The 23,244-nt window shown below is 65.8% G+C and carries 24 protein-coding genes; 14 read left to right on the top strand and 10 right to left on the bottom strand.

Annotation, left to right across the window (positions count from 1 at the left end; all coding sequences use genetic code 11):
- Window positions 1-19 precede the first annotated feature (19 nt).
- Window positions 20-316, bottom strand: coding sequence for a cory-CC-star protein (locus K7I12_RS05615; RefSeq protein WP_051907307.1), 297 nt, complete (start codon window positions 314-316; stop codon window positions 20-22).
- On the bottom strand, window positions 303-2,054 hold the full coding sequence (locus tag K7I12_RS05610; protein ID WP_031382315.1) for a carbon starvation CstA family protein: 1,752 nt from the start codon (window positions 2,052-2,054) through the stop codon (window positions 303-305). Before K7I12_RS05610 ends, K7I12_RS05615 begins: the two co-directional genes overlap by 14 nt.
- Window positions 2,055-2,560: 506 nt before the next feature.
- On the opposite strand from K7I12_RS05610, the gene K7I12_RS05605 reads away from it, so the two are divergent.
- The 6 genes from K7I12_RS05605 to K7I12_RS05580 all read left to right on the top strand — a co-directional run bounded on the left by K7I12_RS05605 (window position 2,561) and on the right by K7I12_RS05580 (window position 7,498).
- The gene (locus K7I12_RS05605) at window positions 2,561-3,529 is read left to right on the top strand and encodes a sugar kinase (RefSeq protein ID WP_031382314.1); all 969 of its coding nucleotides are present in this window, start codon (window positions 2,561-2,563) and stop codon (window positions 3,527-3,529) included.
- Between the two features lie 45 nt (window positions 3,530-3,574).
- On the top strand, window positions 3,575-4,561 hold the full coding sequence (locus K7I12_RS05600; protein WP_031382313.1) for a 2-hydroxyacid dehydrogenase: 987 nt from the start codon (window positions 3,575-3,577) through the stop codon (window positions 4,559-4,561).
- A gap of 202 nt (window positions 4,562-4,763) precedes the next feature.
- Window positions 4,764-5,459 carry an HAD-IA family hydrolase gene (locus K7I12_RS05595; protein ID WP_231663388.1) on the top strand — a complete coding sequence of 232 codons (696 nt, stop codon included), beginning with the start codon at window positions 4,764-4,766 and terminating at the stop codon, window positions 5,457-5,459.
- Between the two features lie 101 nt (window positions 5,460-5,560).
- Window positions 5,561-5,935, top strand: coding sequence for a translation initiation factor Sui1 (locus K7I12_RS05590; protein WP_031382311.1), 375 nt, complete (start codon window positions 5,561-5,563; stop codon window positions 5,933-5,935).
- A 59-nt stretch (window positions 5,936-5,994) separates the two neighbouring features.
- The gene (locus K7I12_RS05585) at window positions 5,995-6,420 is read left to right on the top strand and encodes a YbaY family lipoprotein (protein ID WP_031382310.1); all 426 of its coding nucleotides are present in this window, start codon (window positions 5,995-5,997) and stop codon (window positions 6,418-6,420) included.
- A gap of 85 nt (window positions 6,421-6,505) precedes the next feature.
- Window positions 6,506-7,498, top strand: a complete 993-nt coding sequence (locus K7I12_RS05580; protein ID WP_031382309.1) for an aldo/keto reductase — start codon at window positions 6,506-6,508, stop codon at window positions 7,496-7,498.
- Window positions 7,499-7,611: 113 nt separating this feature from the next.
- On the opposite strand, the gene K7I12_RS05575 is transcribed toward K7I12_RS05580, so the two are convergent.
- Window positions 7,612-8,511 (bottom strand): NAD-dependent protein deacetylase, encoded by a 900-nt coding sequence (locus K7I12_RS05575; RefSeq protein WP_035575046.1) that lies wholly within the window; start codon window positions 8,509-8,511, stop codon window positions 7,612-7,614.
- Window positions 8,512-8,605: 94 nt separating this feature from the next.
- Between K7I12_RS05575 and K7I12_RS05570 the strand changes: the two genes are divergently transcribed.
- Window positions 8,606-9,670 carry a diguanylate cyclase gene (locus K7I12_RS05570; RefSeq protein ID WP_035575044.1) on the top strand — a complete coding sequence of 355 codons (1,065 nt, stop codon included), beginning with the start codon at window positions 8,606-8,608 and terminating at the stop codon, window positions 9,668-9,670.
- Window positions 9,671-9,758: 88 nt separating this feature from the next.
- Window positions 9,759-10,661 (top strand): nuclease-related domain-containing protein, encoded by a 903-nt coding sequence (locus K7I12_RS05565; RefSeq protein WP_031382306.1) that lies wholly within the window; start codon window positions 9,759-9,761, stop codon window positions 10,659-10,661.
- Between the two features lie 259 nt (window positions 10,662-10,920).
- On the opposite strand, the gene K7I12_RS05560 is transcribed toward K7I12_RS05565, so the two are convergent.
- The 6 genes from K7I12_RS05560 to K7I12_RS05535 all read right to left on the bottom strand — a co-directional run bounded on the left by K7I12_RS05560 (window position 10,921) and on the right by K7I12_RS05535 (window position 17,104).
- Window positions 10,921-12,291 (bottom strand): MFS transporter, encoded by a 1,371-nt coding sequence (locus tag K7I12_RS05560; protein ID WP_231663386.1) that lies wholly within the window; start codon window positions 12,289-12,291, stop codon window positions 10,921-10,923.
- Between the two features lie 93 nt (window positions 12,292-12,384).
- Window positions 12,385-13,305: a bile acid:sodium symporter family protein gene (locus K7I12_RS05555; RefSeq protein ID WP_031382304.1), complete on the bottom strand. Its 921-nt coding sequence runs from the start codon at window positions 13,303-13,305 to the stop codon at window positions 12,385-12,387.
- A 109-nt stretch (window positions 13,306-13,414) separates the two neighbouring features.
- Complete coding sequence (locus K7I12_RS05550) at window positions 13,415-14,752, bottom strand: deoxyguanosinetriphosphate triphosphohydrolase (RefSeq protein ID WP_031382303.1); 1,338 nt, start codon at window positions 14,750-14,752, stop codon at window positions 13,415-13,417.
- An 89-nt stretch (window positions 14,753-14,841) separates the two neighbouring features.
- Complete coding sequence (dacB, locus tag K7I12_RS05545; RefSeq protein WP_031382302.1) at window positions 14,842-16,284, bottom strand: D-alanyl-D-alanine carboxypeptidase/D-alanyl-D-alanine endopeptidase; 1,443 nt, start codon at window positions 16,282-16,284, stop codon at window positions 14,842-14,844.
- Between the two features lie 74 nt (window positions 16,285-16,358).
- On the bottom strand, window positions 16,359-16,691 hold the full coding sequence (locus K7I12_RS05540; RefSeq protein WP_201448216.1) for a DMT family transporter: 333 nt from the start codon (window positions 16,689-16,691) through the stop codon (window positions 16,359-16,361).
- Complete coding sequence (locus K7I12_RS05535; RefSeq protein WP_051907576.1) at window positions 16,688-17,104, bottom strand: PACE efflux transporter; 417 nt, start codon at window positions 17,102-17,104, stop codon at window positions 16,688-16,690. Before K7I12_RS05535 ends, K7I12_RS05540 begins: the two co-directional genes overlap by 4 nt.
- 92 nt (window positions 17,105-17,196) lie before the next feature.
- On the opposite strand from K7I12_RS05535, the gene K7I12_RS05530 reads away from it, so the two are divergent.
- Complete coding sequence (locus K7I12_RS05530; RefSeq protein WP_031382299.1) at window positions 17,197-18,090, top strand: LysR family transcriptional regulator; 894 nt, start codon at window positions 17,197-17,199, stop codon at window positions 18,088-18,090.
- Here the strand turns inward: K7I12_RS05530 and trmB are convergent.
- Window positions 18,087-18,782 carry a tRNA (guanine(46)-N(7))-methyltransferase TrmB gene (gene trmB, locus K7I12_RS05525; RefSeq protein ID WP_031382298.1) on the bottom strand — a complete coding sequence of 232 codons (696 nt, stop codon included), beginning with the start codon at window positions 18,780-18,782 and terminating at the stop codon, window positions 18,087-18,089. The two genes, K7I12_RS05530 and trmB, sit on opposite strands and share 4 nt — an antisense overlap.
- 395 nt (window positions 18,783-19,177) lie before the next feature.
- Between trmB and K7I12_RS05520 the strand changes: the two genes are divergently transcribed.
- The 5 genes from K7I12_RS05520 to K7I12_RS05500 all read left to right on the top strand — a co-directional run.
- Window positions 19,178-21,061, top strand: coding sequence for a beta-ketoacyl synthase (locus K7I12_RS05520; RefSeq protein WP_031382297.1), 1,884 nt, complete (start codon window positions 19,178-19,180; stop codon window positions 21,059-21,061).
- Window positions 21,062-21,090: 29 nt separating this feature from the next.
- The gene (gene coaD, locus K7I12_RS05515) at window positions 21,091-21,618 is read left to right on the top strand and encodes a pantetheine-phosphate adenylyltransferase (RefSeq protein ID WP_051907306.1); all 528 of its coding nucleotides are present in this window, start codon (window positions 21,091-21,093) and stop codon (window positions 21,616-21,618) included.
- Window positions 21,619-21,650: 32 nt separating this feature from the next.
- Window positions 21,651-21,899 carry a YfhL family 4Fe-4S dicluster ferredoxin gene (locus tag K7I12_RS05510; protein WP_231663384.1) on the top strand — a complete coding sequence of 83 codons (249 nt, stop codon included), beginning with the start codon at window positions 21,651-21,653 and terminating at the stop codon, window positions 21,897-21,899.
- Between the two features lie 90 nt (window positions 21,900-21,989).
- Window positions 21,990-22,739: an IS5 family transposase gene (locus K7I12_RS05505; protein ID WP_231663381.1), complete on the top strand. Its 750-nt coding sequence runs from the start codon at window positions 21,990-21,992 to the stop codon at window positions 22,737-22,739.
- A gap of 155 nt (window positions 22,740-22,894) precedes the next feature.
- On the top strand, window positions 22,895-23,244 hold a 350-nt coding region (locus K7I12_RS05500; RefSeq protein ID WP_231663380.1), incomplete at its 3' end, for a transposase family protein.

The following is a 23,244-nucleotide window of genomic DNA, read 5'->3' as shown; positions in this document are numbered from 1 at the left end:
TCGTCGGATGACAGAACGGCTAGCAGCAGCGGAAGCTGTCCAGCGGCGAGCGCGGAATGCCCTGGCGCCGGTGCCACTCGTGGAAACGCTCGAGCATGTAGGGATAGAGTTCGAGGGTCATGTCGCTGACGGGGTTGGGGATGCCCATCATGTCGCAGAAGCACAGCAACATGAACAGGTCCTCTTCATCCTGCAGCTCGCGAGCGATCTCCTGGCGATGCGGCAGACTCAGCACCGCATCGTAGCCCTGGATGACCCGGCCAATCCGCGCCCGCCAGCCGGCGGGCGCGTTGTCGTCACGATCAGCGCGGCTCATCGCTCAACGCATCCAGGCGCACCCCGGCCCCCTGACGAAAGCTGCGTGAGGCCTCCAGCAGGATCCATAGCGCAAAGACCAGGATCAGGCTGCCGAAGCTGAACAGCAGCAGGTTGCGCGGGGCGTCCCCCAAGCCGGACCAGGTGAAGATCACCTGCTGCCCCATGGCCCACAGGGTCATGACCAGCAGGAACAACATCGGCACCAGGGTAAAGATCACCGGCCGCCCCTGGCGCTTGAGCCATACTGACACCAGCATCAGCGTGATGCCTGCCAGCAGCTGGTTGCTGGTACCGAACAGCGGCCACAACAGATAGCCGCCGGAGCCGAAGCCGTTGGGACCTTCCGGCAAGATCACCAGGGCCGCGCTGGACACCACGGCGATGGTGGTTGCCACGTGCTTGTGGGCCAGCACCGGCATACCATACTCGGTACTCAGCTCGGCGATGATGTAGCGCATCAGGCGCACCGAGGTGTCCAGGGTGGTAGCCGCGAAGCTGACCACGATCACCGCTACCAGCGTCGAGCCCATCTGCGGTGGAATGCCCAGGTTGGCCGCCAGCTGGCCGGCACCTTTGACGAACGAGCCCAGGCCGCTGGAGCCGGCCGCCGTGAAGCTGGAATAGGTGGCAGTGAAGTCGGCGCTGCTGGCGAACAGCGTGCCCACGGCAATGATCGCCACCATGGCCAGCATGCCCTCGCCGAGCGCGCCGCCGTAACCGATCAGCCGGGCGTCGGTCTCCTTGTCGAGCTGCTTGGAGGTGGTCCCCGAACCGACGAGGCCGTGGAAGCCGGATATCGCCCCGCAGGCGATGGTGATGAACAGCAGCGGATACCAGCTGATGTCGGCCTCGCCGTTGACTGCCGGCGCGGTCATCGCCGGGGCCCCGAACAGCAGGCCCAGGTAGAGCAGCGCCAGGCCGACGACGAGCTGGTGGGAGTTGATGTAATCACGCGGCTGCAGCAGCTTCCAGACCGGCAGGGTGGAAGCGACGTAGACATAGATCATCAGCACCATGATCCACACCAGAAAGGCCATCGAGGTGCCGTCGAAGCCGCCGACGACCGGGGCGTCCGCCCCGCCGAACCAGCTCACCAGATCGATCTGCAGGGCAGGGATCACGCTGGCCAGCAGCGCCGTGCCGTACATGACCACCAGCGCCACCACCGACGGCAGCAGCATCGACCCCGAATGTCGGTAGACGCGATAGCCGATCCACACCGCCAGCGGGATCTGGATGAACACCGAGAGCACGCTCGACGGGAAGACAATGAACAGCTTGGCGATGACCCACGCGAAGACCGCGTTGATCATCAGCACCAGGACCATAATAATGAACAAGAACAGCAGCTTGGCGCGTTGCCCGATGAGCCGGTTGGCCAGCGTTCCGATGGAGTGCCCCTTGTGGCGATTCGACAGCACGATGGCGCCGAAGTCATGCACGCCGGCGGCGAAGAGCGTACCCAGCACGACCCAGAGGATCGCCGGCAGCCAGCCCCAGTAGATGGCGATGGCGGGGCCGACGATGGGCGCGGCACCGGCGACCGAGGTGAAGTGGTGGCCCCACAGGATCCACTTGTTGGTGGGCACGTAGTCGACGCCGTCGCGATAGGTATGCGCGGGCGTCTGAAAGTCGGGGTCCAGGCGATAGATGCGTTCGGCGATGAACTTCGAATAGAACCGAAAGCCCATCACGAAACACACGACGCCGAAAACGGCGATCCAGATTGCGTTCATGACTGGTCCTTGATGGCTGACAGCGGGGAGAGGTGCCGTTCACGAGGGATAACGGCGCAAGCCTTCGGCCTGACCGGCCGACGCGACGTGTTACACACCGGCCACAATCGGAACAGGCATACCCTGAGAAACTAAGCAATTATTCGCAAAGGCGTCAAACCGACGCCGGCGGCGCCCTCCCCAGCTGCATGCCGCAAACCGCCGTATGACGCGCCTCCTGCCGATCGGGCGGGCTCCGGAGCGCGACGAATGTCTAACCCAGCGCGAGCGCCTGACGCTGCGCCATGTGCACTGCAAGGACAGCGCCTGGCATAATGGCTGCCCCCGTGCCGCCGTGACCAATGCCGTGGACTGCCACGAATGGCGCGCTAATGGCGGCCTTCCCGCAGACGTGCCTCGCGCCACCGAATAACCCGTGGAAGGCGACGATCTTGCCAGCGTGAGCCACGACGAGCTGGCCCGCCTAGCCCGGCTTCGAACAGTGCCATCAACCGCAGGAGTACGCCATGAGCCACGCAGACAACCCCGAGATCCTCACCTTCGGCGAGGCGATGACGCTGTTCGTCGCCGAGACTCCCGGCGAACTGGCCGACGTGGAGCACTTCGCCCGCGGCATCGCCGGCGCCGACACCAACGTCGCCATCGGCCTGGCCCGGCTGGGCTTCCACGTCGGCTGGCTGAGCCGGGTGGGCGACGACAGCTTCGGTCATTACATCCGGCGCACGCTGGAACACGAAGGGCTCGATTGCCGCCATCTGCGCCGCGATCCCGAGCATTCCACCGGCCTGGTCTTCAAGGCCCGCAGCGAGGACGGCTCCGACCCCCACGTCGAATACGTGCGCCGCGGCAGCGCCGCCAGCCACCTGAGCCCCGCCGACGCCGACGCGGTGGACTTCGCGGCGGTTCGCCACCTGCACGCCACCGGCATTCCTCCGGCGCTGTCGAGCTCGGCACGGGCGCTGGCCGAACACATGTTCGAACAGGCCCGCAAGGCCGGCGCCAGCATCTCCTTCGATCCCAACTTGCGGCCCAGCCTGTGGTCCAGCGAAGAACAGATGCGCGATACCCTCAATGCGCTGGCCGCGAGCGCCGACTGGGTGCTGCCCGGGCTTGCCGAGGGCCGCCGGCTGACCGGCCTGGAATCCGCCCACGACATCGCCGGCTTCTATCTCGAGCGGGGCGCCAAGGCCGTGATCATCAAGCTCGGCCCCGAGGGCAGCTACTATCGCAGCCACGCGGAAAGCTTCACCGTGGAAGGCTTCAAGGTGGCCAGGGTCATCGATACCGTCGGCGCCGGCGACGGCTTCGCGGTGGGCGTGGTCAGCGCGCTGCTCGACGGCCTGTCGCCGCGCGCCGCGCTGCGCCGCGGCAACCTGATCGGCGCCGAGGCGGTGCAAGTACTCGGCGACATGGAGGGCCTGCCTCACCGCGAGCGCTTACAAGCGCTGGAAAGCGAACTGCCCGACCTGAACTGAACGACGCTCACCGCCCACCACGACAAGCGATATCCGGAGTCACCCATGAAAAAGCGTATCGTCGCCTTCCGGCGGCTCACCGATCGGCACCTCGAACAGCTCAGCGAACGCTTTCACGTCGACTATTTCCCCGATCTCGAGTCGGCGGACGACCCGGCGTTTCGCGAGGCCCTCGGCGAAGCCCACGGGCTGGTCGGCGCCAGCCTCGGGATCACCCCCGAGCTGCTCGATGGCGCCCCGCACCTCGAGGCGATCGCCAGCATCTCGGTGGGTTACGACAACTATCCGGTCGACGAACTGACCCGCCGCGACATCCTGCTCTGCAATACACCGGACGTGCTCACCGAAACCACCGCCGACACCGGCTTTTCGCTGATCATGGCCACCGCGCGGCGGGTCGTCGAGCTGGCCGACTTCATCAAGCGCGGCGACTGGCAGGAAAGCATCGGCGCATCGCTCTACGGCACCGACGTGCACGGCAAGACGCTGGGCATGGTCGGTCTGGGGCGCATCGGCGCCGCCGTGGCGCGGCGCGGTGCGCTGGGCTTCGGCATGAACGTGCTCTACACCCATGCCTCGCCCAAGCCCGCGTTGGAAGCCGAGCTCGGCGCCCGGCGCTGTGAGTTCGATGAGTTGCTCGAGAGCGCCGATTTCGTCTGCGTCAGCGTGCCGCTGACCGCCGAGACCACTCACCTGTTCGGCGCCGAACAGTTCGCGCGCATGCGCTCGAGCGCGATCTTCATCAACATCGCCCGCGGCAAGGTGGTCGACGAGGCGGCGCTGATCGCCGCGCTCGAGACCGGCGAGATCCGCGCCGCCGGGCTCGACGTCTTCGAGCGCGAACCGCTGCCCGGCGATTCGCCGCTGCCGCACATGGCCAACGTCGTGGCGCTGCCGCACATCGGCTCGGCGACCCATGAGACACGCACCGCCATGGCTCAACGCGCAGTCGACAACATCACCCTCGCGCTCAATGGCGAGCGACCGATCAGCCTGGTCAACGAAGCCGCCTGGGAGCGGCGCCAGGGCTGATTGCGGCCGGCGCCGTCCGGGCTGCCCCGCCTGGCCCATCTCAGTCGAAAATGGCTTTGTCATGTTTTGTTATATTGCACTACACTGTTCGGAAACAGTGTTCTTGAAACGAAGGCCATTCACCCTCAACCGTGTGCCGGCCTTGCCGATAACCAAGAGTATGAGCCCGCTACAGCGAGGCTAGCCGCAAGAGACACGACCCATGCCCCACTCCCTCTGTCTGCTTTTCGATTGCGATGGCACCCTGGTAGACAGCGAACCGCTACTGGCGGAAGTGATGGCCGATACGCTGAATCGCGTCGGCCTGCCCTTTGCCGCACGACAATACATGGAGGAGTTCCGCGGTGTGCGCTTCATGACCATCGTCGCCGAGCTGGAGCGCCGCCATGGCGCGCTCGACGCCACGGTGCGCAGCGCCGCCGAGGCCGAGATGCGCAAGACCATGGCCCTGCGCATGGTCCGCGAGCTTCAACCCATCCCGCGCGTTCGCGAAACCCTCGATGCGCTGTCCGACCTTCCCCGCTGCGTGGCCTCGAACGGCCCCGAGCACAAGATCCGCAACGCACTGGACAGCACCGGCCTGCGCCGCTATTTCGACGAGCGCCTGTATAGCGGCTACACGCTGCAATGCTGGAAGCCCGACCCGGGATTGTTCCTGCACGCCGCCCGCAGCATGGGCTTCATGCCCGAGCAGTGCGTGGTGATCGATGACGCCGCGGTAGGGGTCGCCGCCGGGCTCGCCGCCGGCATGCGCGTGGTGCACATCAATCGCTTCGCCGAGGAGGAACGAACCCCCCAAGGGGCGATCTCGATGACCGACATGGGCCAACTGCCCGTCATCCTCGCCCGCCTCGCCGAGACCGTCAGCCGCGTCATGCCGGTCGCCGCCGCCCGCTGACGCCGTTCGAAGGCGGCAGCGAACGCTCCGCGCCGGCCATCGTCGCCGGCGGCGTGCTGCGCTATCATCGTCTCCATGTGCCATTCGACAGGAGCCGCTTGATGGCCTCCCTTCAGGATCAGCTGCGAGGGCTCGTCTATTCGACCGAACATGGCGAGACCTGCCCCGCCTGCCGCCAACCGCTTGCCGACTGCCAGTGCGCCGACGAGGCCGAGGCCGAACGCATCGCCGCCCTCGACGGGGTGGTGCGCATCCGCCGCGAGACCAGCGGCCGCAAGGGCAAGGGCGTGACCACGGTACACGGCGTGCCGCTCGCCCATGACGAGCTCAAGGCGCTGGCCAAGACGCTCAAGAAGCGCTGCGGCACCGGCGGCGCAATCAAGGCGGGCGTCATCGAGATTCAGGGCGATCATCGCCAGCTACTCAAGGCCGAGCTCGAATCCCGGGGCTACACGGTCAAGTTGGCCGGCGGCTGAGCGCGGGTTAGCGCTGCCGGCGCCCCTTCATGTCATTCCCCACTGCATCAGGAGCCGTTATGACCCGCCACCCCGGCCTGCCACGACCACTGCGACTGGCCTTGGCGCTGCTTGTCCTGCTCGCTCTCGGCGGCTGTGCGCTGACCCCGCGCCTCGCCAATCTCGAGGCGCGCGTCGTCGCCGATGCCCCGCTCGAACTGCCGCGCAACGCCGAGCTCAGCGTCACCCTGCGTGAAGGCTCGGCGAGCGGCGGAGTGATCGCCACTGGCAATTACACGCGCCTGGGCCGCGGGCCGATTCCCGTGATACTGCGCTATGACGCCAACGCCGTCGGCGCCGGTGGCGATTACCGGCTGCGCGCCGAGATCCGCGCCGACGGCCGGCTGCTCTACGCCTCGCCCGAACCGGTCGCGGTTCTCACCGGCAACGCCGCGACTGGCCCGGTCGAGGTGCCCGTCGAACCGGTCGCCGCCAGCCGGCCCTGAATCCGACACGCGCCGGCGACTTGCCAAGCCGACGCTAACCGGCCAGCCTAAGGGCCATCCACTCACCACAACAGGGAGCGTTCCCATGGAAACCCTCAAGATCGGCGATACCGGCCTGTCCGCCTCGCGCATCGGCCTGGGCACCTGGGCGATCGGCGGCAAGATGTGGGGCGGCAGTGACGACGCCCAGGCGATCCGTACCATTCACGCCGCGCTGGATCGCGGCATCAATCTGATCGACACCGCCCCGGCCTACGGCTACGGTCACTCCGAGGAAGTCGTCGGCAAGGCACTCGCCGAATATGGCCAGCGCGACGAGCTGGTGATCGCCAGCAAGGCCGGCCTCGAATGGGGCGAAGGCATCGAGGGACTGGTGCGCAACGCCACCGCGCCGCGCCTCGAGCGGGAAGTCGAGGATTCGCTGCGTCGGCTGGGCACCGAGACGATCGATCTGTACCAGATCCACTGGCCCGACCCCCAGGTGCCGATGGAGGAAACCGCCAGCGCCATGCAGCGGCTCTACCGAGACGGCAAGATCCGCGCCATCGGTGTCAGCAACTTCACCGTCGAGCAGTGCCGGGCCTTCAGCGGAGTCGCCCCGCTGCACAGCGTGCAGCCGCCGCTCAATCTGTTCGAGCGCGACGCCGAACACGACATAATCCCTTACGCCGAGCGCGAGGGGCTGACCATGCTGACCTACGGTGCGCTGTGCCGCGGCCTGCTCAGCGGCAAGATGCGCCGCGACACTCAGTTCAACGGCGACGACCTGCGCAATAACGACCCCAAGTTCCAGGAGCCGCGATACGCTCAGTACCTGGCCGCGGTGGATGCCCTCGAGCGTTTCGCCCGGGAGCGCCACGGCAAGCACGTGCTGGAACTTGCCGTGCGCTGGCTGCTCGACGGCCATGCCAACGGCATCGCGCTGTGGGGTGGCCGACGTCCCGACCAGATGGAGCCGCTCGATGCCATCGACGGCTGGAAGCTCAACGCCGACGACCTGGCCGAGATCGATCGGCTCCTCGCCAAACACGTCAGCGACCCGGTGGGCCCGGAGTTCATGGCGCCGCCGACACGCTGAAATGCGCGTGCGTCCACGCAAAGCTCGGGCTGGGCGATGCTGGGCTTTCTTGCATCGGTCGAATAGCCGATCACAGCGTGTACAGGAAGACGTTTTAGCATCGCGACGTCGTCTCAGCCGAGCGCCTCGGCCAGTGCCGTCAGCGTCTCGCCCGTCGCCGCGTCAAGCTTGAGGGAGTAGAGCAGGTCGCCACGGGTGTGGCCACGATTGATGCAGGCGATCGGCTTGCCGTCGCGTGCCGCCTGGCGAGCGAAGCGAAACCCCGAGTAGACCATCAGCGACGAACCGGCGACCAGCAGCGCATCGGCCTCGGCCAGCGCCGCGAAGGCGGCATCGACCCGGGTGCGCGGCACGTTGTCGCCGAAGAACACCACGTCAGGCTTCCAGATGCCTTCGCCGCAGCGCGTGCAGTCGAGGATTTCAAAGCGCGAGAAGTCCAGGCCGTCGAGATCGGCGTCGCCATCCGGGCCGGCCGCTGCGTCGAGCTTGAGCCAGTCGGGATTACGCTCGGCCAGCTCGCGATGCAGCGCATGACGCATGCGGCTGGCGCCGCAGCCCATGCAGCGCACGATCTCGGCGCGCCCGTGCAGGTCGATGACCCGCCGCGAGCCGGCGCGCTGGTGCAGCCCATCGACATTCTGGGTGACCAGCGCGGTGACGTGGCCGAGCGCCTCGAGCCGCGCCAGAGCGCGATGCGCCGGGCCCGGGCGAGCGACCTCGATGGCGCGAAAGCCGATCAGGCTGCGCGCCCAGTAGCGCTGACGGGTCGCCGCGCTGGCCATGAACGCCTGGTGCCGGACCGGCGGCGAACGCTTCCAGGCGCCCATCGCATCGCGGTAATCGGGAATGCCGCAGTCGGTACTCACCCCGGCGCCGGTCAGTACCATCAGCCGCGGATAGCGCTCGGCGAACGCCTGCAAGGCCTGGAACGCGGCCTGCGCCGCGGCGCTGCCCGGCCCACCCGATGCGGGCCCGGGCCCGGGCGTCGGGCGAATATCGTTGATCGTCGTCATGAAACTTTCCACTAGTCGCCAGTCGGGTTTTGCGCCAAGGTAAAACGTCTCACACACCCGGCCCGGGTGGCCAGCATCAGGACCGTAACGCCGCATGTCTGCCGCCGCCGCCACACTCCGCCGCGATCCGCGCCTCGCCCTCTCCCGGCGCGCCTACCTGCCTCGCATCATCGGCCTGGGGCTGGGGTCGCTGTGTGTCGCCGCAACACTTTACGAAACCGCCGCCGGCTGGCCGCTGTGGACGCTGCTGGCGATCAACGGCCTGGCCTGGCCGCACATCGCTCGCTGGTGGACCGCACGCAGCCGCGAACCGCACACCCACGAACGTCGCCTGCTGCTACTGGACACCCTGCTCGGCGGCGTCTGGATCGCGGCGATGGGCTTCAGCGTACTCCCCGGCGCGGTTTTCGCCACGCTGTTGTGCTTCAACAATATCGCCGTCGGCGGGCTGCGCATGCTCGCGCGCGGGCTGATCGCGCTGGGGGCCGGTGCGACCGTCGGCTGGCTGGCGCTCGACGTGCCGGCCTTCACGCTGGTGCCTTCGCCGCTTTCGTTGTTCGCCAGTCTGCCGCTGCTGATTATCTACCCGCTGACGATCGGCCAGATCGTCTACCGCCAGGCCAAGGCGCTGGTCGAGCAGAAACGCCTGCTGACCCGGTTCAGCCGAACCGACGGCCTCACCGGGCTGTATAATCGCCGCCACTGGGAAGTCCTGGCCGAGCGCCACTTCACCGCAGAATGTCCCCCGATCACCCTGGCGCTCATCGCCCTCGACCATTTCAAGCAGATCAACGACACCTTCGGCCATGCCATGGGCGACCAGACCCTGCGACGCGCCGCGGCCTTCCTGCGCGAGACACTGGGCGACCAGGCGCTGGTCGGCCGTTACGGCGGCGAAGAGTTCGGCGTGCTGCTCCCCGACACGCCCATCGACCAGGCCCTGGCGCAGCTCGACGCGCTGCGCGAACGCTTTGCGCGTCGCGAGGTCCAGGGCGAGACTCTGCTGCCCTGCACGCTGAGTATCGGACTGGCCGAAGCGACCGACGCCATGAACGACTACCATGACTGGCTGTGCCACGCCGACCAGGCGCTCTACAGCGCCAAGACCCAGGGTCGCAACCGGGTGGTCGCCTACACGCCGATCACCCGTTCGGCTTGAATCGCGCCGGTTGGCGCATGGTGAGCGACGGGCCGCTTGGCTAGAATGAGCGCTTCGTGCACACCCTCGCGGCAAGGATGAACATGAGATGGCCTGGCTGGAATACCTGTTACCACTGATTTTCCTGACGCCGCTCGGCGCCACTGCGGGTATCGTGATGGCGCTGCGCAACCTGCACGACGCTCGTGTCCACTCGCCGTTCGACGCCCATCCACTGCGCGAACCGGGCCAGGCGCTGCGCGATCGCCTCGATCGCGCCTTCACCAGCCTGTTCTTGAACGGCGCACTGGGGCCGATCGTGATCCTCGCCCCGTTGACCTACGGCATGGGCCGCATGCTCTTCGCCGACAAGCAGATCTGGTTCGAATGGGCGCTCTACGGGCTGCTCTGCTCAGCGTTGGTGCTACTGTTCTGCTTCTTGCTGATGCGCGACTTCCAGCGCATTCGCCGGCTTAAGCTGGGGCTGGCCTGTGAGCTGGCGGTGGGTCAGGAGTTAGAGCGGTTGATCCGCCCCGAGAGCCATCCGTTTTTCGTCTTCCACGACATCCCCAGCGACACCTTCACCATCGACCATGTGGCGCTGACGCCCTACGGCGTGTTCGTGGTCGAGACCCGCGCGAGGACGCATCCGCTGGACGCCGCCGGCCGCCCCCAGGACCAGGTGGCTGTGGAAGGCCAGCGCCTGCGCTTTCCTGGCTGGAGCGAGCGCGAACCGCTGCGCAAGACCCGCCAAGCCGCCGGCTGGATGCGCCATTGGCTGGCTCGAGAGTGCGGCTTGAACGTGCCGGTGCGCGGGGTGCTGGTGCTGCCCGGCTGGCAGATCGACAGCGATCAGGCCCCGAACGATGTGCTGGTAGTCAGTGGCGAGGGGCTGGCACAACTGCTCGCCGAGGCGCGGCTCGGCGCGTTCGGCGATGCTGTGCACGGCGACGTGGCCCGGGCGTTGATCCGACGCGCCCACCACAAACCAACTGCAGGGCGCTGGCATTGACCGTCGCGACCAGATCCATGGCGGTGGAAAAATAGAGGCCTCGACCTCGAGGACCAACTGCATCCAGGTTCAGGCGCGGCGAACTGCAAGTGCGCTTCTCCATCGCTGGATTGGTATCCAAGCATCTGACAGTCAGGTAGGTAGGTAGGTAGGTAGGTAGGTAGGTAGGTAGGTAGGTATAGATGTTATCTGGCATTGCGGTCATGCGGCGTTTTCTCATGGCCGCCGTGTATACGGTTCCGAAACGCGCTATCGCTCATTATCTAGGCCACGCCAGATGATGACGATCGATTACGAAGACATGACGATGCCGACCTTGCGGGTGAAGATGGGGGTGACGGTGGGGTTCCGGCCCCTCCCAGCCCTCATGTTCATGCTGGTGGTGCTCGTCATGGTAATGCCGGTGGGTGTGCTCGACAGGCGCGTGATCATGCTCGAGAGCCACCGGATCCCGTGACGGCCAGACGCGGGACGCCAGCACCGTCGATACCAGCGCGATCGTCCCCAGCAGGGCGAAGGTCTCGATCAGCCCCGCCTGCGCCCCGAACCAGCCGGCCAGCGGATAGGCCAGCAGCCAACAGCCGTGCGATAGCGAGAACTGGGCGGCAAATAGCGCCGGACGGTCCTCAGGCTGGCACGATTGTTTGAGTAAGCGCCCGGTGGGCGTCATGACCAGCGAGGCGCCGACGCCCAGCAAGAACCACAGCCCCAGCAGCCCCACGAACCCCGGGGCCAGCAGCCCCATAAAGAGGCTTAGCGTCATCAGGACGCCGCCCGCAAGCATGAGCAGGCGTTCGCGCGCATGGTCCATGATTTTCGGCAGCAGCAGGGCCACCAGCATCGAGCCGCCTCCGACCGCCGCGAAGGCCATGGCTACGGCCTGCTCGCCCATGCCCAGGGCAGAGCGGACGTAGACCACGGTGTTGACGATCTGCATTGACCCGGCGGCCGAGACCACCATGTTCAGGGCTAGCAGCCCACGCAGCCGCGGTGTTTTCAGATAGATACCCATGCCGTGGGAGATCCGGCGCCAGACACTCGTCGCCTCGTCCACGGTCTGAGATGAAGGTAGCACTACCGAGACGACCAGGCCGGCCGAGACCAGGAAGGCCAGGCCATTGAGCAGGAACAGCACATCGAAACTCATCACCACCAGCAACGCCGCGGCGGCCATGGGACTGAGCAGATTCTCGAGATCATAGGCGAGACGCGACAACGACAACGCCCGGGTGTACTGCCCCTCGTCCTCAAGGATGTCTGGAATCGTCGCCTGAAAGGCTGGCGTAAACCCCGCCGAGGCGGCATTGAGCAGAAAAATCAGCACATAGATCTGCCACACTTCGGTGACGAAGGGCAGCGCGAAAACCACAGACGCGCGTAGCAGATCCAGAGCGACCAGCAGGACGCGACGAGGCAGACGCGAGGCGTAAGCCCCGGCCACTGGCGCGATCCCCACATAGGCCACCATCTTGATCGCCAGGGCCGTACCCAGCACGATCCCTGCCTGCCCGCCTGCCAGGTCGTGGGCAAGCAGCGCCAGGGCGACGGTCGTCAGGCCAGTGCCGACGAGGGCGGTAACCTGAGCCAGAAACAGATGGCGGTAGATACGATGAGTCAGCACCTGGAGCACGAGACCCTCCTCAATGTGGCTCTGCTGTTGATGGATGTCCGTCCCCAACACTAACCCACGATCGTTGAGGACGGGCAGGTCAAAACATCATGTCTAGCCTCGTGCAAGAATCTTGGCCGCAATGGGTGAGGTGATCATCTGAATCACTGCAAAAAAAGCCGCTGGAATCGCTATTTCCGATGGCAGGCCGGATGCAGCCACAAAAGCGGCAGCAATGCTGAACTCCTTTTTACTCACGGTAAAGAGATAGGTGATCACCTCTTTGCGATCAGTGGTTAGCAGTCGCGAGACCATCCCTACCAAGTAACCGGTCAGGTTGAGGCACAAGGCCGCCCCGGCAATCACAAGAGCGTACCAACCATAACCAATGATGGTTTTTGCGTTCGGGCCTACCACAGCGAGCAGTATCAGTAGATATATAATTGATCCAAGCCCCGCATAAGCCGAATCATGCCGAGCAAAGAAACATGGGAACCCTGTACGCAAGCTCACACCCAGGACGGTAGGAACGAGAACGATCAACACCAGTTCAAGGATAATCGAGCCAAGGGGAACTTCCAATTGTATGCCTGTCAGCCATAGAAACAGGAAAGGAACGATGAACGGAGACAACGCCGTGTTGACTGCGTTGAAAACGGCGGCCAGGGCAACATTGCCCCGCGCCATCAGCACCAGAAGAGGAGAGGAGACATCCGTTGGCAGTGTGCCAAGCAAGGTTTGGCCTGCGGCCAACGGACCGCTTCCAAAGAACAGGCGGCCCGTCAGCCATCCGGCAATCGACATAGGTCCATAGACCAGGCCCAGTGCCAAAAACTGTCGTGACGGTTTACGAAGGACTATTCGCACGTCATGCGCGTCGAAGGTCAGGCTGATAATAAGCATCAGCAACGCAAGTAATGGCCCGATGGAAGGTTCAAGGAATTTCCCGGTTTCCGGAACTGTCAATCCCAACCCGGCTACGGCAATGACAAACCATACAAGATTGGATTCGACGAAAGAGATGAGTCGGTTCATGTTTCCAAATTCGTATTCCGATTGGTGTGGGGCGCCCTTGGCACTTAGCAAATAATTCAATGGCTTTGTCGCAGCAGGTCAGCGCCAAATCCGGCAGGCTCCTGGAGAATCAGTCACCCTTCAGACGTCCGCCCATCTCCTGGGCCAGATCCACGGCGTAGTGGTCGGTCATGCCGCCGATGAAATCGAGCATCCGACGATAGCTGTCATAGAGCGTCCAGCTGGGCCTGGGCGTGTTCTCGCCGATCAAGGCCAGCACGCGCTGATGCTTGAAGGTCGAGCTGCCATGATGATGAAGTTCGTGGGCGGCGCCGATGAACGCCTCGAGCAGAATGCCCAGCGTGGTGTAGGCGCCGATCTCGAGCTTGGCCTTGCGCTCGTTCTGAAAGATCCGCTCCCGGGCCAGCTGCTTGGCCGAGGTGACCCCCCAGCCCAGATCCGGATGGCAGAGTTCGAGCAGGTCGTCCTGCAGCGCGCCGCTGAGCAGTGCGGCCTCGTGCTGCACGAACACCTCGCCGACATCGTTGACCGCGCGCTCCATCGCCGCGCCGCGCAGCGCGGCGATGCAACGCCGCTGGGAGACGCCGGCGGCACGCATCGCGGGATACTCGGCCGGCTCGCCACCGGCAATCTGGGTCAGCACGCCGGCGACTTCGTCGAAGCGCAGGATGCCCATCTCCAGGCCATCCTCGAGATCGAGCAGCGCATAGCAGATGTCGTCGGCGGCTTCGACCAGGTAGGCCAAGGGATGCCGGCACCAGGCCCAGTCATCGCGCTGCTTGAGTCCCAGGCACTCGGCCACCTCGGCGAGCTGGGCCTTTTCCGACTGATAGGCGCCGAACTTGCCGGCGCGGCCGCCGTGCTCGACCGTCCAGGGATACTTGAGCATGGTGCCCAGCGTCGCCGCGGTCAGGCGCATGCCGCCGCGGAACTGGTTGTATTCGACCTGGGTGACGATGCGAAAGCCCTGGGCGTTGCCCTCGTAGGTCAAAAGGTCTTCGCGCTGGGTCTCCGATAGCCCCTCGAGCAGGCCGCTGCCGTCGCTCCCGGCGCGCTTGAACCAGTCGCGGATGGCGTACTCGCCGGCATGACCGAACGGCGGGTTGCCGATGTCGTGCCCCAGGCAGGCGGCCTGGACGATCACTCCCAGGTCGGCCGGGGTGATCCACTCCGGCAGCCGGTGGGAGAGTTTCTCGCCGACGATCATGCCCAGGCTGCGGCCCACGCAGCCGACCTCCAGCGAATGGGTCAGGCGGGTGTGGATATGATCGTTGTCGGTCAACGGATGCACCTGGGTCTTGCGCCCGAGGCGCCGGAACGAGCCGGCGAAGACGATCCGATCGTGATCCTTGTGGAACGGGCTGCGGCCGATCTCGCCGCGCGCGGCGCGCGGCTTGTCGTTGAGACGCTGCGGATCGAGCAGTCGCTCCCAGTGCATCTGCGTCATGGGGCTTCCTTGGTCGTGGTGACGGCGCGGTAGTACAGCATGCCCTCATTCTACGTCACTCGCCGGCTGACATCGCCGCATGCGCACGCTCAGTAGGCGCGGATCATCGCCGCCAGGTCCTTGGAGAGCGGATCGAGGACCTGCGACCAGGACAGGTACGGCGTCTGCGCGGTGCCGTTGACCAGTACGCTGAACGATCCCCAGCGTCCCTCCAGAGTGCGAAAGTACCCACCGATCGAGCGTACCGAGTAGGGCTGATTGAGCGTCCCGGTTTTGAGCATCACCCGGCTCTGGAACAGCGGATCGCCGCGGCGAATGAAGCGCATCGGGCCGTTTTCCGGCAGCTGTAGCCCGGCGACGAAGGTCGGGAACAGCGCCGGGCGCTGATACATCGCCTCGAGCAGGGCATTGACGCCCTGGGCCGAGGTGCGATTCTCGGTGGTCAGGCCGCTGCCGCTGAGCAGGTTTATCGGCCCATGACCGGGCACGCCGTCGACAAACGACTCGATCGCCTCGCCACCCTCGGCCAGGCTCGCCCGCGCGGTATCGGCCAGGTCCAGGCTCAGGGTATCGGCCATGAAGTTGTTGGAATAATTGAGCGTGCGCGTCAGCAGCTCCTGCAGTGGCTTGCCGTCCACCGCGGCCAGCTGCCGAGCATTGTCGGGCGGCCGGGTGTGACTGGTCGCACTGCCGCCGCTGACCGTTACGCCGGCCCGCTCGAGCATCGCCAGCAGCGTCTGGGCGGTCTGCCGGGCGGGGTCGGAACTGGCGAGATAGACCGCCCGCGGGTAGCTTTTCAGGGCGATCTGCCCGCGGATCGCCAGCACGTCGCCACGCGCGTCGGTAATTCGCTCGGCGGCCAGCCGGGTGTCGCCACCGCGGGCCACGGTGGCGACGTTATTGTCGATGCGGGTGGTGGGCTCGACGGTATCGCAGCTCAGGATGCGTGCTTCATCGCCCGGACGGCCACCGGGCAGCACATCGAGACACCAGTTGGCGTAATTCACCGCCGCCGAGGACAGCAGCGCGCTGTAGGCGTTATCGGTGCGCGTCCGGGTCTGGCAGCGATCGGTGCTCCGGCATTTCACCGGACCGAAGCGCCACTGGCTGATCACCAGCTGGCCGTCGACCGCGCTCACGCCCTGCAGGCGCAGGCGCTGAATCAGCCGCCACAGATCTTCTGAGGTCAGCGCCGGGTCGCCGCCGCCCTCGAAGACCAGATCGCCCTTCAGGACGCCTTGTGCATCGAGCTCGCCGGTCGATACCAGCCGCGTGGTGAAGCGGTACTGCGGCCCCCAGCGATCCAGCGCGGCGGCAGCGATGTACAGCTTGGACACCGAGGCCGGCGAAAGCTGACGCTGCGGGTCGATTTCGCCGAGCACCGCGCCGCTGTCAAGCAGTTGCGCCTTGGCGCTGATGCGAAAGCCGCTATCGGCGAGTCGGGCGACATAATCGAAGCCGGCGGCCAGGCCGGGCGAGGCGGTACCCAGCAAGGTCAGCGACAGCAGCACGGCGGCGAGCGGGCGAAGCATGGGAGACCCTCGGTTGGCGAAAGCGCCCTAGCCTAGCAGGCCGCCGAGGCTAGCCGAAGAGTGTCAGGCATGGATCAGTGTGCCGAGACGCTCGAGAACAGCTGGATCACCGTCACGCCGGCGATGATCATCGCCAGGCCCGCCACCGCCGGCCAGTCGAGCTTCTCGCCGAACCATACCACGCCGATCAGCGTCACCAGCACGATGCCCAGCCCCGCCCACACGGCGTAGGCGATGCCCACCGGCAAGGTACGCAGCACCAGCGTCAGCCAGTAGAACGCCAGCCCGTAGCCGATCACCACCCCGACGCTCGGCCACAGCCGGGAGAACTCCTGCGAGGCCTTGAGCGCGCTGGTACCCAGCACTTCGGCGACGATCGCCAGACACAGATACACGTAGGCCATCAGTTGTTCCTCCTTGCCAAGCGGCGCTGCACGATGCCATCGAAGGCGCTGTTGAAGATCAATGCGTAGCCCAGGAAGAACAGCATGAACCCAAGATCGAGCCAGAACGCCTCGATCAGGCCGATGCCCAGCCACCAGGCGACCACGGGCAGGGTCATTACCAGCAGGCCAAGTTCGAAGCCCAGCGCCTGGGCGACGCGCTGGACCAGGTTGCGCCGACGGGTCGGCACCCAACGATCGAACAGCCGGTTCCAGAGCAGATTCCAGAGCATGGCGAAGGTCGCCAGAGACACGGTCAGCAGGCCCAGCCGGCCGATCCCGTGACCGGTCAGCCAGCTCGCCAGCGGCGTGACCAGCACCAGCCCGCCGGCCTCGAACAGCGTGGTATGCAACACGCGCTCTCTCCAGCTACGCATCGCCATCCTCTCGAACATGTCATGGTCGACCCGCATTCTAGGTAGTATCTTGATGGATTCGAGTTAATACCTATCAGGAAAACAGATAGATCATGCAATGGAATCTCGACCAGCTCGGCTGCCTGCTGGCGGCGGCCGACTCAGGCTCGTTCTCGGCCGCCGCACGCCGCCTGGGCAAGGCCCAGTCGGCGGTCAGCACGGCGATCGCTCATCTCGAACTCGATCTTGGCCTGACGCTGTTCGACCGGCGACGCCGCACGCCGGTGCTCACTGCCGAGGGCGAGGCGGTGGTGCTCGAAGCGCGCGAGATCCTGCGCCAGTGCGACCAGCTCGCGGCCCGCGCCAATGCCCTGGCGAGCGGCGAGGAATCGCGGCTGACCCTGGCCGTCGACGAGGCGCTGCCCTATCCGCCGTTGATGGATACGCTGACGGTGCTCGCCGAGCGCTGGCCGGCGCTGGAGCTGTCGCTGCTCAACGGCGCGCAGGACGACATCCCCAGTTGGGTTGCCGACGGCACCGCCGACCTGGGCGTGCTGTTCAGCCAGCCGACGCTGCCCGAAGCGCTCAGCGTGCGCCAGATCGCGCGCCTCTCGCAGACCGCGATCGTCGCCGCCGATCACCCGCTGGCCGGCGAGCGCGAGGTGCGCCTGTCGACGCTCAGCCGCCATCGCCAACTGGTGGTCGCCTCGCCGCTGGGCGGCACTCCGCTGGGCGGCCAGCATCCAGCGCGGCTGTCGCCACGGGTCTGGCAGCTCAACAGCTACTACGCGATCGCCGAGCTGGTCAGCCAGGGCATCGGCTGGGCGCTGGTGCCCGAACACATCGCCACCTATCCGATGTACCGCTCGCTGGTCAGCCGCTTAATGATCAGCGAGCTGCCCGAGCCGGCCAGCGTCGGCGTGGAACTGGTGCGCCGCCGCGCCGCCGGGCAGGGGCCGATCGCCCGCTGGCTGGAGCGCGAACTCAGCGCGCGACTGTGCCGCTAGTCCTCCGCGACGGCGGGCATCAGCGCGGGAGCATGGGGCAACGTGACGGTGAGCCGCCACACCGTCTGACCGCTGGCGACGTACTTGCGCTCGAAGGGGGTCAGGAAGGCGCCCTGCGAATCGTGCTCGACGACCGTGGGCCGCTGACCGCTGGCCTGATGCGTAGCCAGGGCGAACTCGTCGAGATACAGCCGCCAGTTGGAGCGCACCTCGAGCCGCCCGCCCAGCGCGAGCAGCGCCGGAAACACCGGATGGCCGTGCCAGCGCAGCTTGAGGTGCGACGCCTTGGGATAGGGATTGGGATACAGCAAATAGTGGTGTGTCGGCTGCCAGTCGGCAGCCAGCGCCAGGCGCCAGAAATCCACCAGATCGGCGCGTACCAGCAACGCGTTGGCGGGCAGCGGGCCGTGATCGCGCCCCAGCCGGTCGGCGCTGCGGTCGATACCGATCACCGCATGTTCGGGGTGGCGAGCGGCCAGCTGGCGGGTCGACAGCCCCACTCCGCAACCGGCGTCGAGCACCAGCGGGCGCGACTGGTCCGCCAGCCAGCGCCGGGCCTCGGCAAAGGCCCGGCGGGTGTGCTCGGCGACCGGCTTGCGCAGCGGGTGGTTCAGCGCACGCGTGACGCGCCGCGCCAGGTCGTCGTGGGGAGCGGACTGGTTGCTGGTAACGGAACGGGAAGAAGCATGCATGTCAGGATTGGCGCGCTCGGCGGAACGAATCGAAGAGCGGCTAGTCTAGCAAAAAACGGCGCACCCTCGGGCGCGCCAATACCCACTTCAACTCGTCTGACTCAAACAGCCGTTTTAGCGTAAGCCGGAATGCAGCTGTTTTCAAACATGCGTTTGATCGCGGGCGCGGCATCGACCCGCGAAGTGTCCCATCACTTGGCCCGGCCAGCATGACGGGGCTGCGAGGCAGGTGCTATCATCGCGCCCCAGACTCGAACATCAGGGCACCCAGATGCCCCGCCGTTCTGCCGGCCCGCCATCGCTCCTGCGCTGCGCGAGGCCAGACAGCAACAGGACTCGTAGACTCACAGCACAACGAGGGACGCGGCTTGTCACAGTTACCGGTGATTGTCGGCATGGGCGGTGTCAATGCCGCCGGCAGGACCTCCGGACACCAGGCGTTTCGGCGCACGGTGCTCGATGCCCTGCCCGTCGAGGAGCAGGAACGTACGCTGATCGGCCTGGCCGCCATGATGCAGCTGATCAGCCGTCAGCCGGACGGCGGCTGGCAGGACATCCACGGTGAGTCGATCGCCGCCGGCGAGCTGGTCAGCCAGGTGCGCCAGCGGGTACTCGATCATACCCTGATCCGCCGCAACGAGGACGCCGCCTTCAACGCCGACGGCATCCCCGCCAATCGCCCGACGCAGATGCACTTAGAGCGACCGCTGACCTTCCAGGTGCGTCGCCGTCAGTTGCCCGACCCGTTGCCCGAGACCTGGCAGGTCCGCGACATCGACGGTCGCCAGGTCGAGGTCAGCGTCCCGGCCGGGGTGCTCGACGTGCTGCTGCCGGAGCGCCGCCAGGCGCAGGTGCGCGCCGCCGGCCGGCTGCCATACGGTTTCGAGCCCGGCCGGCTGTATCGCAGCGTGCATCACCCGCGCGGGCTGTCGATGGCGGTGTTCGGCGCCAGCGATTGCCTGGGCCAGAGCGGCCTGGACTGGCAGGCGCTGCACGATCGCCTCGACCCCGACCAGGTCGCCGTCTACGCCGGCAATTCCATCGGCCAGCTCGACGAACCCGGCTGGGGCGGGCTGCTCAAGAGCTTCGTCTCCGGCAACCGTGCCACCTCCAAGCAGATGCCGCTGGGTTACGGCCAGATGCCGGCGGATTTTCTCAATGCCTACGTACTGGGCAGCGTCGGCGCCACCGGGGCGATTCAGGGCGCCTGCGCGAGCTTCCTGTACAACCTGCGACTGGGCATCGAGGACATCCGCAGCGGTGCGCGCCGGGTGGTGATGGTCGGCACCAGCGATGCGCCGATCACCCCCGAGATCGTCGAGGGCTTTCGCAGCATGGGCGCGCTGGCCGACGACGACAGCCTCAAGGCGCTCGATGCGCTGAGCCTGCTCACCGACAGCGACTATCAGCGCGCCTGCCGGCCGTTCGCCCGCAACTGCGGTTTCACCATCGCCGAGGCCAGCCAGTTCGTGCTGCTGATGGACGACCGCCTGGCGCTCGAGACCGGCGCCCAGATCCTCGGCTCGGCGCCGGGGGTGTTCGTCAACGCCGACGGCTGGAAGCGCTCGATCTCGGCGCCGGGCATCGGCAATTACATCACCCTGGGCAAGGCGGTGAGCCTGGCTCGCGAGATCCTCGGCGAACGCGCGGTACGCGAAAGAAGCTTCGTCCACGCCCACGCCACCAGCACGCCCAAGAATCGCACCACCGAATCCCACGTGCTCGACGCCGTGGCCCGCGCCAACGGCATCGAGGAGTGGCCGGTGGCCGGGCTCAAGGCGTTCGTCGGTCACTCCCAGGGCAGCGCCGCGGGCGATCAGCTGACCAGTGCGCTGGGCAGCTTCGCTCATGGCCTGGTACCGGGCATTCCCACCCTCGAGGCGATCGCCGACGACGTGCACGCCGAGCGGTTGCGGCTGTTCCGCGAGCCGCTGGCCTTCCAGGCCGATGCCGCCTTCATCAATGCCAAGGGCTTCGGCGGCAACAACGCCACCGGCCTGGTACTGTCGCCGGCGGTCACCGAGCGGCTGCTGGCGCAGCGTCACGGCCAGGCCGCGGTCGACGCCTGGAAGCAGCGCCGCGAAGCGGTTCTCGCCGCCAGCGCAGCCTACGACCGGCGTGCCGATACCGGCGAGTTCTCGGTCATCTATCGTTTCGGCGAGGGCGTGCTGGAGGGCCCCGAGCTCACGGTCGAGGCCGACGGCATCCGTATTCCGGGCTATGCCCGGCCGGTCTCGCTGACCGTGGACAACCCCTACGGGCGCCTCGACGACGAGTGACTTCGCGCCCGCTTCGAACAGGACCGCCCATGAACATCGTTATCTACCCCGGCACCTTCGACCCCATCACCAACGGTCACTTCGATCTGATCGAGCGCGCCGCGCGGATCTTCGACAAGGTGGTAATCGCCGTGGCGGCGAGCCCCGGCAAGCGCCCGGCGCTGGATCTCGACACCCGCGTGGCGCTGGCCCGCGACGTGGTCGACGAACTCGACAACGTGAATGTCGTCGGCTTCAGCGGCCTGCTCACCGAACTGCTCGACCAGCAGGGGGCGCGCATCGTGCTGCGCGGGCTACGCGCCGTCTCCGACTTCGAGTACGAATTGCAACTGGCCAACATGAACCGCGCCCAGGCGCCCCATGTCGAAAGCCTGTTTCTGACCCCGGCGGTCGAAAATTCCTACATTTCTGCCACCATAGTGCGAGAGATCGCACGCCTGGGAGGCGACATCAGCGGACTCGTGCATCCCCGCGTCGCCGCTGCGCTGCGCGAACACTTCCATTGCGACCCGGGCTCCGTCGGACGGAGCTTTAGCGCGCAAAATCCAGGCCAGTGAGGATCCCTCTTTACCCAGCGAGGACATGAACCATGGCCCTGATGATCACCGACGAATGCATCAACTGCGACGTCTGCGAACCCGAGTGCCCCAACGACGCCATCTCGGCCGGCGAAGAGATCTATGTCATCGACCCCAACCTGTGCACCGAATGCGTCGGTCACTTCGACGAGCCCCAGTGCCAGCAGGTATGCCCGGTAGACTGCATCCCGCTTGACCCGACGCGCAGCGAGACCCGCGATCAGCTGCTGAAGAAGTACGAGCTGATCAGCGTCGCCTAGGGGCTGTTGACGTTTCACGAGAGAGGCGTTGCTGAATAAGAGCAGACCCGCAGAATTGAGGTTCCCACACCGACACTCTGCGAGTCTGCAATGCCCCGATTGATGCTCAGTGACGAGCTCTGGTCGAAGCTGGAGAAAATTCTGGTTCAGCAGGCCATCTACCGCAAGCCCGATCTACGAATGACGGTGGAGGGCATCCTTTATCGGATGCGTGTGGGCTGCCCATGGCGGGACCTGCCTCGCACCTTTGGACATTGGAACTCGGTCTACAAGCGCTTCAATGCCTGGTCGGCGGCAGGCAAACTGCTCAGGCTATTCAACGCCCTGGTCGAGGAGCCCGATTTCGAGTGGATGTTTATCGATGGGACCTACGTCAAGGCTCACCAGCACAGTGCCGGCGCTGCCAGCAGTCAGCCTGAAGCCATTGGCAGAAGCCGCGCGGGCCACACGAGCAAGATTCATCTGGCCGTTGATGCCCATGGCTTACCTGTCGCCTTCAGGCTGACGGGAGGCAACGTCAATGACAGTACCGAAGCCCCCTGCCTGATAGCCCAGTTGCCCTCTGGCGAGGCAATTGTGGCTGACAAGGGCTATGACAGCGAACGCATCCGTGAGCAGATCGAGGATCAGGGAGCCCGGCCGGTGATCCCGAGGAAACGTAACTCGATCAAGGGCAATGCCGACCTGAATAAAGGGTTGTATCGCTATCGGCATCTGGTCGAGAACGCCTTTGCGCGGCTGAAACACTACCGCGCAGTGGCGTTCCGCTATGACAAGCTCAAGAGGAATTACGAGAGCATGGTGGCCATGGCATGTGGGTTCCTCTGGCTACCCATGTGAAACGTCAATAGCCCCTAGAGCCAGAGAATGCCACCTGTCGTCATAGCAGGATAGAAGCAGAGCTTCCTTTGATGAATGGCTCTTCGTCGTTGGGTGTGGAATTCGTCCCTTGAACTGGGCCAGGATATGACCTCCACATGGACAGGAGGCAGGACATGAACAGTACGCAGATTCTGACCCTTGGCCTGGGCCTTGAAGCACCTTGGACTCTCAAGGATCAGCACCTGGATACTGCCGTGTCACCTCACCGTCTGGACCTCCATGTCGAAGCCGAGCGAGGTAGTCTTTACCCCTGCCCTGAGTGCGGCAAGGCCTGTCCTGCGCATGACTTCACCACCAGGACCTGGCGCCATCTGAACTTCTTTCAGCATCACTGTTACCTGAATGCTCGGGTGCCCCGCGCCAAGTGTCCCGAACATGGCATCAAACGTGTCGAGGTGCCCTGGGCGCGTCCCGGGAGCGACTTCACCCTGCTGTTCGAGCAGGCCGCCATGGCCCTGGTCCG

Origin of the sequence: Halomonas sp. IOP_31, from assembly GCF_021151495.1 — a bacterium.
Classification (GTDB): domain Bacteria; phylum Pseudomonadota; class Gammaproteobacteria; order Pseudomonadales; family Halomonadaceae; genus Modicisalibacter; species Modicisalibacter zincidurans.
Note: the sequence above shows the minus strand (reverse complement) of the source record. Positions and strands in the feature narration are given on the sequence as shown.

Coding starts and splice junctions, on each gene's coding strand:
- K7I12_RS05615 (WP_051907307.1), bottom strand. CDS start 316: ATGAGCCGCGCTGATCGTGACGACAACGCGCCCGCCGGCTGGCGGGCG.
- K7I12_RS05610 (WP_031382315.1), bottom strand. CDS start 2,054: ATGAACGCAATCTGGATCGCCGTTTTCGGCGTCGTGTGTTTCGTGATG.
- K7I12_RS05605 (WP_031382314.1), top strand. CDS start 2,561: ATGAGCCACGCAGACAACCCCGAGATCCTCACCTTCGGCGAGGCGATG.
- K7I12_RS05600 (WP_031382313.1), top strand. CDS start 3,575: ATGAAAAAGCGTATCGTCGCCTTCCGGCGGCTCACCGATCGGCACCTC.
- K7I12_RS05595 (WP_231663388.1), top strand. CDS start 4,764: ATGCCCCACTCCCTCTGTCTGCTTTTCGATTGCGATGGCACCCTGGTA.
- K7I12_RS05590 (WP_031382311.1), top strand. CDS start 5,561: ATGGCCTCCCTTCAGGATCAGCTGCGAGGGCTCGTCTATTCGACCGAA.
- K7I12_RS05585 (WP_031382310.1), top strand. CDS start 5,995: ATGACCCGCCACCCCGGCCTGCCACGACCACTGCGACTGGCCTTGGCG.
- K7I12_RS05580 (WP_031382309.1), top strand. CDS start 6,506: ATGGAAACCCTCAAGATCGGCGATACCGGCCTGTCCGCCTCGCGCATC.
- K7I12_RS05575 (WP_035575046.1), bottom strand. CDS start 8,511: ATGACGACGATCAACGATATTCGCCCGACGCCCGGGCCCGGGCCCGCA.
- K7I12_RS05570 (WP_035575044.1), top strand. CDS start 8,606: ATGTCTGCCGCCGCCGCCACACTCCGCCGCGATCCGCGCCTCGCCCTC.
- K7I12_RS05565 (WP_031382306.1), top strand. CDS start 9,759: ATGGCCTGGCTGGAATACCTGTTACCACTGATTTTCCTGACGCCGCTC.
- K7I12_RS05555 (WP_031382304.1), bottom strand. CDS start 13,305: ATGAACCGACTCATCTCTTTCGTCGAATCCAATCTTGTATGGTTTGTC.
- K7I12_RS05550 (WP_031382303.1), bottom strand. CDS start 14,752: ATGACGCAGATGCACTGGGAGCGACTGCTCGATCCGCAGCGTCTCAAC.
- dacB (WP_031382302.1), bottom strand. CDS start 16,284: ATGCTTCGCCCGCTCGCCGCCGTGCTGCTGTCGCTGACCTTGCTGGGT.
- K7I12_RS05535 (WP_051907576.1), bottom strand. CDS start 17,104: ATGCGTAGCTGGAGAGAGCGCGTGTTGCATACCACGCTGTTCGAGGCC.
- K7I12_RS05530 (WP_031382299.1), top strand. CDS start 17,197: ATGCAATGGAATCTCGACCAGCTCGGCTGCCTGCTGGCGGCGGCCGAC.
- trmB (WP_031382298.1), bottom strand. CDS start 18,782: ATGCATGCTTCTTCCCGTTCCGTTACCAGCAACCAGTCCGCTCCCCAC.
- K7I12_RS05520 (WP_031382297.1), top strand. CDS start 19,178: ATGGGCGGTGTCAATGCCGCCGGCAGGACCTCCGGACACCAGGCGTTT.
- coaD (WP_051907306.1), top strand. CDS start 21,091: ATGAACATCGTTATCTACCCCGGCACCTTCGACCCCATCACCAACGGT.
- K7I12_RS05510 (WP_231663384.1), top strand. CDS start 21,651: ATGGCCCTGATGATCACCGACGAATGCATCAACTGCGACGTCTGCGAA.
- K7I12_RS05505 (WP_231663381.1), top strand. CDS start 21,990: ATGCCCCGATTGATGCTCAGTGACGAGCTCTGGTCGAAGCTGGAGAAA.